This window comes from Roseibium album (assembly GCF_965233825.1).
Classification (GTDB): domain Bacteria; phylum Pseudomonadota; class Alphaproteobacteria; order Rhizobiales; family Stappiaceae; genus Roseibium; species Roseibium album.
In genome coordinates this window covers 5,467,134-5,478,124 of record NZ_OZ247583.1, presented here as the reverse complement: position 1 = coordinate 5,478,124, position 10,991 = coordinate 5,467,134, and the positions used below count along the sequence as shown (strand labels likewise).

Genomic DNA, 10,991 nt, shown 5'->3' with positions numbered 1-10,991 from the left:
TGTTGTGTGACAGGCGGATTTGCGGGATCAGTTGAGAGCACTTCCGGCGAAGGAGGCATCGGCATTCGCGCGCGGCTTCTTCAGCTCCGCCTTGTAACGCATAACCAGTTCGGGGATGGTGCGGGAGTTGCGGTCGAGCCACTTGCAGCGGGCCTTGAGGAAATCCCGATAGGTTTTCTCGTCGATGCCGGTTTGCAGCATAAGACGCATGATCGCCCCGTCGGCATCCGATTTCAGTGTATCTGCAACAACATCGTCGCTCAGATTGAGTTTTCGACCAATCAACCAGATTGCCGCATCGATGCGATCATCTTCGAATAGTGTTCGCAGGATCGCGTCAAAGGACATTTCACCATTCGCGATGTGGATGCTGGCCTCGTGCCGCGAGTAGAGTACACCGTCGATCTCGATGTCCCCGTCGCGTTCGAGATCACCGATCGTGGTCGCAAGGCGTTCCAGATCCCCGGTTTCAAGGGCTTTCCGGAGCGGCGCGGGAATGAGCGGACAATTCGTTTCCAGAACCAGTTTCTGGGTTTCCAGAAACTCTTCATCCTTCAGGGCGCGTTTTGCAATTCCAGCCAGCACTTCAATTTCCGTGTTAGCAAAGATCAGCAGTGCAAGCGTTCCCTTGACGGAAAAGGGGGCATCCTTGTTGTCCAGCAGTGCATGAACCACGTCACGGCTGCTTCGTGCAACCAGGGTGTCGGAGATTTCCTCATTCAGATCAGCGCGACGCGCAACCGACAGCCTCTTGTCGTTGCCGCCGGTCCTGGCAATGCGCATCAGGGCCGGTTGGCTGATCATGGGTGAACACTCGATGACCGGTTCGGAAAGTTCGTAGTCTTCCTGGGCGAGCCGATCGGCCAGGTCGGGTATGATCCGGTCAGTCTTGGCAAGTCTGACAACAAGTTCGTACCGGGCTTCCTTGTCGAGTTGATCGAAGACCGACAGGACAATTCTTGAAAACAGCTCGCGTTCAACCTCGGTCGGTTCGTTTTCTTCCGAACGGGCATACTCACCAACAAGCGCGCGAATAAGCTTTGACCTTGCTTCGGGTTCGCTGATTCTTGCCAGTTGTTCGAGTTGGTCGCGTATCACCGGTTTTCCATATAAATTTTAAGAAGGCAGAGGTCCTGCAAATAAGACACGACTATTACATATTTATCTTAATTTTGTTCTACTTTTAGCAATGCGGACTGTGGCTAGCCGCCACCGAAACTCTTTACCAGAGAACCGGCAACAAGGTTCCAACCGTCGACGAGAACAAAGAAAATGAGCTTGAAGGGAAGCGATATCACGACAGGCGGCAACATCATCATACCCATTGACATCAAGACAGATGCAATAACGAGGTCGATGATCAGGAAGGGGAGGTAAAGCAGAAATCCAATTTCGAAAGCGCGCCTGAGTTCGGAGATCATGAATGCCGGGACAAGTATCGACATGGACAGGTCCTCGGGCCCTTCCGGAGTGTCCTGGCCTGACAATTCCTGAAACAACGCCAGATCCTTCTCCCGGACCTGGGACAACATGAACGTCCGGAACGGGTCGGATGCCCGCTCGTATGCCTGATCGAATTCGATATCGCCGTCGATCAACGGCTGGACCCCGGCATCATAGGCGGCCTGCAAGGTCGGCATCATGATGAAGGCTGAAAGGAACAACGCGAGGCTGACCATGACCATGTTGGGCGGAGCTGTTTGAAGCCCGATGGCGGACCGGAGCAACGACAGAACGACAACAATACGCGTAAAACTGGTCACCATGACAAGGATGGAAGGAGCAAGGGACAGAACGGTCAGCAGGATAACGAGCTGAACCGCGCGCTCCGTCAGGCTCGCATCGTCACCGAAACCGACCGAGATTTCCTGCGCTGTTGCCGGCCCTGCGAACAGAACCCAGAATGTGGCCAGGGCAATGGTGACCTGAACGACCCGCTTCAGCCACTTGGCACGACGGTCTGCAATCATCGACCTGGCTGTCCACCCAATTCGTGAAGGATTTTCGCCATCTCGTCTTCGATCGGGTTCTTGTCACCCAACCCTTGCACGTTTCGTTTTTCCGGCTGCGTGGGCTGCACGCCAGGGACAATGTCCAGTGTCGCCGGTGACTGCGAAGACTGAACCGTATTTTCCTGATCCTGTGATTGAACCTGCGGGTCCGGAATCCAGTTGAATTCATCTACCTGCGGTTCACCGATTGGTTCTGACGCCGCATCGTCGAGCAAGTCACCCAGATCCAGGTTTATGTTGACTTCCCTGGGAGCGGAGCTTTGCGTTTCGGTTTCGACGGTTGGGGAGGCCGTTTCCAGTATCGCGTCGGTACCATTCACCTGGGAGCTATCGTCCATTGCCGGAATGAGGGACGTGTCTTCCTGAACCACAAGCGATGTGTCTGATCCTTCTGCCGGAGGCGCCGCGTCCCGGGTTTCTGCCGAAGTCGCTATCTCCGGTTCAGCCGGTGCGACTGGCAGGTCCTGAGTAGCGTCGACACCGGTCACAGCCATGCCGGCGCTGTTTACCGACGGATCGGACATGACCGGTTCGACCTTGTTCGACACCGGTTCCGGGTCAACCGGCTTGAAGAGTGCTGTTTTTGCCCTGGCCGCCGGGCCGGATGACGGCGGCGAGATCGTATGGCCCGTCTTTGGAGAGCGTTCCCGGGTGGCAATCGACCGTGCCAGACTTTTCAGTGTCGATCCGGTTTCACCAACGTCGCCGGTTTCAGGCGTGATCGAAACGGACGGTTCGGGATTTACATCCGGAGCTCTTGCAGTTGCCACCTCTGCTTCCATTTCCGCCAAGGGGGGCGAAATCGTCTCAGCCTGGGTCTTTTGCTGCGAGGCTGTCGAGCGGTTGAAACCGTTTTGCGTTGCTGCCCGCAAGAGATCTGCTGCCGTGCCGGCGCCCCTGACGATACCAGAAGGCTTGTCGACCGGACGCGCTGCGCTGGAAACATCCGGTTCGACGACCGTCTGCGGACTGTTCACCGATGAAGATCTTTGAATGAGGCTTTCGGTCGTCTCGGATCTCCGCTGAACAGGTCTCGGGGTGCCGATTGACGTCTGACGTATTGTCTGCGGCGCCGAAGCGCCGACGGCCGGAGCCGGTGCAGGCGCCGGAACGGCTTCATCCGGTCTGGCCGGAATGTTGGGTCCGGGGGCCGTCGGAACTTTTTTTGAACCCGTCCCGGCGTGGGTCGAATGGGTATTGGCCGCCTGACGCGAGGCTGTAATCGGAGCGTTGCGGACAATGTTCTGTTCGACGACGACGTCGGTGGGTCCTCCGATCAGCAAAAGGTGCTCGACATTGTCCCTGCGGATCAACACCAGCGATCGGCGTGCATCGACCGGAGAACTGTCCATCACCGCGACGCGCGGCTGACGGTTCCGTGTCTGCGGTGCCCTGGATCCCATCAGGCGCTTAAGAACAAAAACAAACAGGCTGAAAAGCAGCAGAACCACGGCCAGTGCGATGAAAACCGCGATAACCTGAGTAACGCCGCCGCTTACGTTGAAGGTCGATTCAATCCAGTCGTACATGTTTACCTCGTGCCGCCCCGCCAGCGGACTGATTTTGATCTTCGGTTACTCTGGACTTCCGCCATAATTGGGGAGCGCTCCGCTTATCCCCAGCAAATCGGGATATGACCCTGTTTCGCATCATTGTCCCCGACCGCTTGCAAATGTTCCGCTTTCAGCGCTGGCTACTCTGGGGACCAGATGGCGGTTTTTCAGGAATCCTTGCCGAAGCCACGCGAATCTCTCTAGGTCTCGAAGTTAACAGAAGCGGGCAAAATTTACCTGTTGCAGCACACCTTCAATTTGCAAAATGCAAAGGAATGTTGCTCTCTTCCACTGATTTTTGAAGGGGTTGCGGTGCAGGGGTGGGTGATCGTTAACCATTCATTAACCATTGAGGCGGCAATCATTGCCTAGTTGGTTAACGGATGGTGAATGGGATGGCCTCTACGGACCTGCCTCTGTTTCAGGCGCTGAAGTCGAAAATGCGATGGCACCAGACACGTCAGAGCGTTCTGGCGGAAAACATCGCGAATGCGAATACGCCCGGATATGTATCCAGGGACGTCAAAACGTATTCCTTTGAAGATCACATCGGTCTTCAGCAATCCGCGCTGACAACGAAAACAACGAAGGTCGGGCACATTTCGGGAGCTGTCTCCGGAAACCTGTCCACCAAGATAGAAAAGCGCGATTCATTTGAAATCACGCCAAACGGCAACAACGTCAATCTGGAAGAGCAGATGATGAAAATCACGCAGAACCAGATGGATTTTCAGGCTGCAACGAGCCTTTACACCAAGGGACTGGGGCTGATCCGGACGGCTCTGTCAAAGAGCGTCTAGGATCCGTGACAGCTGAAAAAGGACCGGCAAGATGGATTTGATCAAATCTCTGTTTGTTTCAGCGAGCGGGCTGAAAGCGCAAAACGGGCGCATGCGCATAATCGCGGAGAATATTGCAAACGCGAATTCGACGGCGCGCACGCCCGAAGAAGAACCTTACCGACGGAAAATACCGACATTCAAAAGCCACTTCGACAAGGAGCTGGGCGCGGAGAAAGTCGAACTTGGCAAGGTCGCGGAGGATTCGTCGGATTTCAAGTCGACCTATATGCCCGGGCATCCGGCCGCGGACGAGAAAGGGTACGTGCTCCAACCGAATGTCAACACGCTGGTCGAAACGACCGACATGCGTGAGGCGCAACGTTCCTACGAAGCCAATCTGAACGTTATTGAATCGACGCGGCGGATGCTGCAGCGAACCATCGACATCCTGCGGGCGTGATCCGGGGGCTAACCACTGAAGGGGGCAGGGGCAGTGACCACACCGTCTATTGCAAACAATGCTTATCAGATTGCTGCCAAGCTGCAGCAGCAGGCACGCGCGGTTGAGGAAACGGTACCGGATCGCTCAGCCGTTGACTTCGGCCAGATGGTGCAGGAAGCCGTCGAGACCGTCGTCGACAAGGGGCAGCAGACCGACAACATGGCTATCGGCATGATCGAAGGCAAGACCGGTGTGGTCGACGTCGTGACGGCCGTGGCGGAAACCGAACTGGCCCTGGAAACAATGGTTGCTGTTCGCGACAGGGTTATCTCCGCCTACGAAGAAATCATGCGGATGCCGATCTGATTCCAATTTGCGGGGGCGAAACATGACCGCCGGTGAAGTGCTCGACATTGCCCGTGAGGGTGTCTGGACAATGATCCTGGTTGCAGGTCCCACCATGGTGGTGGGGCTGATTGTCGGCGTGGTCATCGCGCTGTTCCAGGCGTTGACCCAGATACAGGAAATGACGCTCGTTTTTGTTCCGAAAATTCTTGCGATCTTTGTGACGATCCTGGTCACGCTGCCATTCATGAGCCAGGTGTTGGAGAGCTTCATGGGGCGCGTGACCGAAATGATCCTGACCACCGGAGGATAGCGCAAGGGGCCTGATGACCATTCAGCTCGATTTTCTGCCTGATATTGCTGCAGCGTTCCTGCTGATGTTCGCGCGGCTCGGCACAATGCTGATGCTCTTGCCGGCTCTTGGGGAAAGTTCCATTCCCATGCGTTTCCGCCTCACCATCGCGCTTGCGCTTACGCTTGTGATGTATCCGGTGGCCGCCTCGCTCTACCCGGCCAACCTCACAGCCAACATGATGCAGCTTCTCGTCATGCTTGGTGGCGAACTTGCGATAGGCTTCGGTATCGGTCTTTGCGCCCGGCTGATCACTTCGGTCCTGCAGATCGCGGGCGTCATCATGGCAAACCAGTCCGGGCTTGCCTTCGCTCTCGGCACAGACATTGCCAATGAAGGCCAGCAGGGGGCCCTTTACGGCAACTTCCTAGCAGTTCTCGGCATTACACTGGTGTTCGTGACGGACTCGCACTACCTGATCATTGCCGCGATGTATGACAGTTTCACGATCTTTCCACCTGGAAACGCTCCTCCGGTTGCTGATTTCGCGCAAAATGCGACCGATACCGTTGCTCATGTCTTCACGATTGCCGTGCGAATGAGCGCTCCCTTCCTTGTTGTCGGTCTGGTTTTTTATTTTGGTCTCGGCCTGCTCAACAAGCTGATGCCGCAAATGCAGATCTTCTTCATCGCCATGCCGGTCAACATCGCGGTAGGGCTGTTCCTTCTCATGGTGCTGATTGCGACCCTGATGATGTTCTATCTCGATCATTTCCAGGAAGCGCTCGGCAAGTTTATCGTGGGGTAGCGCCGCAAAATGGCTGACGATACCGACGACTCAGAAAAGACAGAGGACCCCACGCAAAAGCGCTTGAAGGAAGCGCATGACAAGGGGGACGTTCCCAAATCGCAAGAAGTCAGCACCTGGTTCACGCTTGCCGGTGCAACCCTGATGATTGCGATCTTCGCACCTGGCGCAGCTGCCTCGCTGGGAGAGTTGATGAGCGGCTACCTGGAGCATGCCCACCAGATTCCGGTGGATGGTTATGCGCTGAAAGCGCTGTGGCGCGATACCGGCCAGTCAGTCGCCCTGATCGTCGGCGTGCCGCTGATCGCACTGGTATTGATGGCGGTCGCGGGCAATCTCATACAGCATCAACCCCTCTTCACGGGCGAGACAATCAAACCAAAGCTTTCCAAGGTGTCTCCGGCTTCCGGCTTCAAGCGCCTGTTTTCTGCAGACAGCCTGGTCAATTTCACCAAGGGAATGCTCAAGATCTCGATCGTTGGCGCCGTCATGGTCGCCGTCATGTGGCCCCACAGGGACGAAGCCGAGATCATTATCTTTGCCGAAACGAGCGTGATCCTCCAGGAGGCGCGCGTTCTAATTCTGCAGCTGCTGGCAGCAATTCTTGCCGTCATGACGGTGGTGGCGGGCGCGGATTTCATCTACCAGAAAAACAAGTGGTTCAATAAGCAGAAGATGACGCTTCGCGAGGTCAAGGAAGAGTACAAGCAGACCGAAGGCGATCCGCAGGTCAAAGGCAAGATCCGTCAGCTGCGTATGGAACGTTCGCGCAAGCGGATGATGTCTGCCGTGCCGCAGGCGACTGTGGTCGTGACGAACCCGACTCACTACGCGGTCGCGCTGAAGTATGAAGAGGGTATGGGTGCCCCGCTCTGTCTTGCAAAGGGGACGGACGCAATCGCCCTGAAAATGCGGGAAATTGCCAGGGAAAACGAAATTCCGGTAGTGGAAAATCCTCCGTTGGCAAGAGCGCTCTATGCTACGGTTGATATCGATCGGGAGGTTCCCGAGGAACACTACAAGGCGGTTGCAGAGGTGATCGGCTTTGTGTACCGCATGCGCCGACGCGCTTCCTGGAGGGCGAACTAGGAACGCACTTTCTGCATCTTGTGGAAATTTCACGCGCCTGGTGCGGCCAAACGGGCGAATTTCAACAGAAGTAAGCTTCATATCAGTTGAAATTAGTTATTAAGCACAGAATGCTTACACACGGTCCCTTGTAAACCGAATCGGGCCGGGGAGACAGGACGTATGAGTGACATGGACGGGGCGCCGGGCGGGCCGATGATCAGCCGGCCGGAGCGTTCCGGAAATATTGGCCTGTTGATAGGTCTGGCACTGCTGCTCGTCGGTGCGGCTGCGGCCTTTGCGGTTATGGACCGTGAAGTGGCACAGCCGTTCATACTTGCGCTGCTGGGCATTTTGGCCGTTGTCGGTGTCTTCTGCCTGTTTGCCGGTGCCATCGGATTCCTGCGCCTGTCGGCTCGCCCTGGCGAAGCAAATCCGCTCGCGGCCGCTTTTGTCGACACGATGGAAGACGGCGCACTTATCACGGACATGGACGGACGGCTGGTCTATGCCAACAAGGCCTATGCCGATCTTACCGGGGCCGATAGCGCGGCCGACATCACTGTGGTGGAACGGGTGTTTTCCTCTGATCCGGATGCGGCGGATGCGATTTTCCGGCTGTCGCAGGCCATGCGAGACGGGCGCAAGGCGCAGGAAGAGATCCGCATGCCGTTCCCGCTTGGTCGGGTGGAAGGAACGGCTCGCTGGTACCGTGTGTCCGTCCGCCCCCTGCAGCCGGAACACGAACGCGGCGGCAGGCAAAGGGCGATCTGGCAACTGGCCGACATCACCCGGGACCGGGCCGAGCAGGAAAATTCCTTCCAGGAGCTGCAGCGGGCCATCAATTTCCTCGATCATGCACCCGCCGGTTTCTTTTCCAGCGATGCGCATGGCCGCCTTGTTTATCTCAATGCGACGCTTGCCGACTGGCTTGGTTACGATCTGGCGCAGTTTGATGCCGGCGACCTTGATCTGTCAGAGATCGTACGCGGTGACGGCACCGAACTGATCCGCTCCGTCAAGGGGCAGGCGGGAGAAGTCAAAAGCGAGACCTTCGATCTCGACTTCGTCACCCGCAATGGACGCGGACTTCCAGTGCGCCTTCTGCACCGTGTTCCATTCGGCGAAAACGGACAACCCGGCGACAGCCGGACGCTGGTGTTGAACCGGTCGCGCGGGGAGGAGGCTTCCGAGGCCCTGCGCGCAGCGGAAGTCCGCTTTGCGCGCTTCTTCAACAACACGCCGATATCGATTGCCTCGCTCAACAACGACGGCCGGGTTCTGCGCACCAATGCGCCGTTCCTGAAGCTGTTCGGTGCGGTGGACTCGGTCGAAGAGTCGCCAAAACTGGAAGCCTATGTTGCCGAGAGCGGCCGCGAGGAACTCTCCAAGGCATTGTCGGCTGCGGCGAACGGTATCGGGGAAGTTTCCCCGATCGACATTCCGCTCGTGGAAGGAAACGATCCGCGTTCCGCCACATTCTATGTCTCTGCCGTTCAGGACGGTGAAGGCGACGGCGAAACCACAATCGTCTATGCGCTCGAAACAACACAACAGCGTGCCCTGGAAGCACAATTCGCGCAGAGCCAGAAAATGCAGGCCATCGGCCAGCTGGCTGGTGGCGTTGCGCACGACTTCAACAACGTTCTGACCGCGATCATCGGGTTTTCCGATCTTTTGCTTGCCAGCCATCGGCCGACCGACCCGTCCTTCCAGGACATCATGAACATCAAGCAGAACGCCAACCGGGCCGCGGGTCTTGTCCGGCAACTTCTGGCATTCTCTCGTCGCCAGACATTGCGGCCGCAGCGACTTGAACTGAATGACGTTCTGGCCGATCTCTCAATCCTGCTGGACCGGCTTCTTGGTGAGAAAGTCGAGTTGAAGGTTGTTCATGGCCGCGACCTTTGGCCGGTGATGGCAGACCTCAACCAGCTGGAGCAGGTCATCGTCAATCTGGCGGTGAATGCCGGCGATGCCATGGCCGAAGGCGGGCGGCTCACCATTCGCACTCGAAATGTCGAGGAAGCCGAATCCACCCAGTTCGAGAACACGCGTGGGATGCCGCCGGGTGAATATACGCTTGTCGAAGTGAACGATACCGGTCACGGAATGCCGCCCGAGATCATGGAGAAGATATTCGACCCGTTCTTCTCCACAAAGGAAGTTGGCAAGGGGACGGGCCTCGGGCTGTCGACAGTCTATGGTATCGTCAAACAGACAGGCGGTTTTATTTTCTGTACCTCCGAAGTTGATGCAGGCACGACATTCCGGCTCTTCCTGCCGCGACACATTCCGGACGTGGTCGATGAACCGAAACCGGAACCCAAGGAAAGCGAGCCGGAAAAGGTTGCCGATCTCACCGGATCCGCCTCTATCCTTCTTGTGGAAGATGAAGAAGCCGTCCGGGCTTTTGCCGCTCGTGCATTGACGTCGCGAGGCTATACTGTTCACGAGGCAGGAACCGGCAATGAAGCGCTTGAAGTCATGGAAGAGACGGATGGTGAAATTGATCTGGTTGTTTCCGACGTGGTCATGCCGGAGATGGACGGACCGACACTTCTGGTTGAGTTGCGCAAGACCCAGCCCGATCTGAAGATCATTTTCGTTTCCGGATATGCGGAAGATGCCTTTGAGGAAAACCTGCCTGAAGGCGAGCAATTCTTCTTCCTGCCAAAACCGTTCACGCTGAAGCAGCTCGCGACGACCGTGAAGGATGTCCTGAACGGGTGAGGCAAATCTCATCTCAGGCCTCCTTGACAGACCTTCCCTGATTTGGCACTAGAAACCGATGGGGCGAGCGAACACCCCGTGAGGCGTAAGCTGAAGTTTCGCGTCCTTGAAACCCAATTGAACGGGAGGACGCGCCATGCCGTCTCTGAATTCCATATCCATATCCCAGCTTTCCAAACTGATCGGAACCCCTGAGTCTCCGGTGATTGTCGATGTGCGTATTGACGAGGACTTTAACGACGATCCGCACCTCATTCCGGGATCCTTCCGGCATCCGTATTCGAAAATCGGCGAGATCTCGGACCGGCTGAAAGGCCGCAAGGTTGCGATTGCGTGCTGGAGAGGTCTGAAGCTTTCCGAGGGCGTTGCCGCAACTCTGAGGTCGGACGGAATTTCTGCCGAAAATCTTGAAGGCGGCTGCATTGCCTGGCGCGAGGCCGGATTGCCGATGATCCCGGCGGCAAAGCTGCCTGAATGCAATGAGGCCGGGCAAACGGTATGGGTGACGCGCCACCGGCCGAAGATCGATCGGATCGCATGTCCGTGGCTGATCCGCCGTTTTGTGGATCCCGATGCCCGTTTCCTGTTCGTATCACCGACGCAGGTAGAAGCCGTAGCCGAAAAATTCAACGCGACACCCTTCGATATCGAAGGATCGTTCTGGAGCCACCGCGGAGAACTCTGCAGCTTCGATACGATGGTGGAGGAGTTCGCGCTTCAGACCGAGCCGCTTTCCCGGCTTGCCACAATAGTGCGTGCAGCAGACACAAATCGTCATGATCTTGCACCCGAAGCAGCCGGTCTTCTGGCCGCCTCGCTGGGACTGTCGCGCATGTACAAAGACGATCTGCAGCAATTGGAAGCAGGTATGGGTCTCTACGATGCCTTTTACCGATGGGCGCGCGACGCGGCCGACGAAGGACATGATTGGCCAACTGCAAGCAAAAAGGGCTGAA

Annotated in this window: 12 protein-coding genes; 9 read left to right on the top strand and 3 right to left on the bottom strand. The window is 56.8% G+C overall.

Annotated features, from left to right (window positions below):
• Positions 1-27: 27 nt before the first annotated feature.
• From ACO6TI_RS25180 to ACO6TI_RS25170, 3 genes are all read right to left on the bottom strand, one after another.
• Positions 28-1,098, bottom strand: a complete 1,071-nt coding sequence (locus tag ACO6TI_RS25180; RefSeq protein ID WP_196899747.1) for a DUF2336 domain-containing protein — start codon at positions 1,096-1,098, stop codon at positions 28-30.
• A 104-nt stretch (positions 1,099-1,202) separates the two neighbouring features.
• Positions 1,203-1,970, bottom strand: a complete 768-nt coding sequence (gene fliP / locus ACO6TI_RS25175) for a flagellar type III secretion system pore protein FliP (RefSeq protein WP_209014069.1) — start codon at positions 1,968-1,970, stop codon at positions 1,203-1,205.
• Positions 1,967-3,541, bottom strand: a complete 1,575-nt coding sequence (locus tag ACO6TI_RS25170; protein WP_422383608.1) for a hypothetical protein — start codon at positions 3,539-3,541, stop codon at positions 1,967-1,969. The genes fliP and ACO6TI_RS25170 overlap by 4 nt, the downstream gene beginning before the upstream one ends.
• Positions 3,542-3,645: 104 nt before the next feature.
• Between ACO6TI_RS25170 and ACO6TI_RS25165 the strand changes: the two genes are divergently transcribed.
• The 9 genes from ACO6TI_RS25165 to ACO6TI_RS25125 all read left to right on the top strand — a co-directional run bounded on the left by ACO6TI_RS25165 (position 3,646) and on the right by ACO6TI_RS25125 (position 10,990).
• Entirely contained in the window at positions 3,646-3,867 is a 222-nt protein-coding gene (locus tag ACO6TI_RS25165; protein WP_196895648.1) for a hypothetical protein, read from the top strand.
• Between the two features lie 93 nt (positions 3,868-3,960).
• On the top strand, positions 3,961-4,365 hold the full coding sequence (flgB, locus tag ACO6TI_RS25160) for a flagellar basal body rod protein FlgB (protein WP_196914881.1): 405 nt from the start codon (positions 3,961-3,963) through the stop codon (positions 4,363-4,365).
• Between the two features lie 31 nt (positions 4,366-4,396).
• On the top strand, positions 4,397-4,807 hold the full coding sequence (flgC, locus tag ACO6TI_RS25155; RefSeq protein ID WP_055116557.1) for a flagellar basal body rod protein FlgC: 411 nt from the start codon (positions 4,397-4,399) through the stop codon (positions 4,805-4,807).
• 33 nt (positions 4,808-4,840) lie between these two features.
• Complete coding sequence (locus ACO6TI_RS25150) at positions 4,841-5,155, top strand: flagellar hook-basal body complex protein FliE (RefSeq protein WP_029063063.1); 315 nt, start codon at positions 4,841-4,843, stop codon at positions 5,153-5,155.
• Between the two features lie 22 nt (positions 5,156-5,177).
• Positions 5,178-5,447, top strand: a complete 270-nt coding sequence (fliQ, locus tag ACO6TI_RS25145) for a flagellar biosynthesis protein FliQ (RefSeq protein ID WP_029063062.1) — start codon at positions 5,178-5,180, stop codon at positions 5,445-5,447.
• 13 nt (positions 5,448-5,460) lie between these two features.
• Positions 5,461-6,234, top strand: coding sequence for a flagellar biosynthetic protein FliR (fliR, locus tag ACO6TI_RS25140; RefSeq protein ID WP_055116555.1), 774 nt, complete (start codon positions 5,461-5,463; stop codon positions 6,232-6,234).
• A gap of 9 nt (positions 6,235-6,243) precedes the next feature.
• Positions 6,244-7,323 (top strand): flagellar biosynthesis protein FlhB, encoded by a 1,080-nt coding sequence (flhB, locus tag ACO6TI_RS25135; RefSeq protein WP_104702150.1) that lies wholly within the window; start codon positions 6,244-6,246, stop codon positions 7,321-7,323.
• A 162-nt stretch (positions 7,324-7,485) separates the two neighbouring features.
• Complete coding sequence (gene cckA, locus ACO6TI_RS25130; RefSeq protein WP_104702149.1) at positions 7,486-10,035, top strand: cell cycle histidine kinase CckA; 2,550 nt, start codon at positions 7,486-7,488, stop codon at positions 10,033-10,035.
• A 136-nt stretch (positions 10,036-10,171) separates the two neighbouring features.
• Positions 10,172-10,990: a chromate resistance protein ChrB domain-containing protein gene (locus ACO6TI_RS25125; RefSeq protein ID WP_422383607.1), complete on the top strand. Its 819-nt coding sequence runs from the start codon at positions 10,172-10,174 to the stop codon at positions 10,988-10,990.
• Position 10,991 lies beyond the last annotated feature (1 nt).

Excerpts from the sequence above, each read along its gene's own strand:
- ACO6TI_RS25165 (WP_196895648.1), top strand. The coding sequence starts at position 3,646 with ATGACCCTGTTTCGCATCATTGTCCCCGACCGCTTGCAAATGTTCCGC.
- fliP (WP_209014069.1), bottom strand. The coding sequence starts at position 1,970 with ATGATTGCAGACCGTCGTGCCAAGTGGCTGAAGCGGGTCGTTCAGGTC.
- cckA (WP_104702149.1), top strand. The coding sequence starts at position 7,486 with ATGAGTGACATGGACGGGGCGCCGGGCGGGCCGATGATCAGCCGGCCG.
- ACO6TI_RS25170 (WP_422383608.1), bottom strand. The coding sequence starts at position 3,541 with ATGTACGACTGGATTGAATCGACCTTCAACGTAAGCGGCGGCGTTACT.
- fliQ (WP_029063062.1), top strand. The coding sequence starts at position 5,178 with ATGACCGCCGGTGAAGTGCTCGACATTGCCCGTGAGGGTGTCTGGACA.
- flhB (WP_104702150.1), top strand. The coding sequence starts at position 6,244 with ATGGCTGACGATACCGACGACTCAGAAAAGACAGAGGACCCCACGCAA.
- flgB (WP_196914881.1), top strand. The coding sequence starts at position 3,961 with ATGGCCTCTACGGACCTGCCTCTGTTTCAGGCGCTGAAGTCGAAAATG.
- fliR (WP_055116555.1), top strand. The coding sequence starts at position 5,461 with ATGACCATTCAGCTCGATTTTCTGCCTGATATTGCTGCAGCGTTCCTG.
- flgC (WP_055116557.1), top strand. The coding sequence starts at position 4,397 with ATGGATTTGATCAAATCTCTGTTTGTTTCAGCGAGCGGGCTGAAAGCG.
- ACO6TI_RS25125 (WP_422383607.1), top strand. The coding sequence starts at position 10,172 with ATGCCGTCTCTGAATTCCATATCCATATCCCAGCTTTCCAAACTGATC.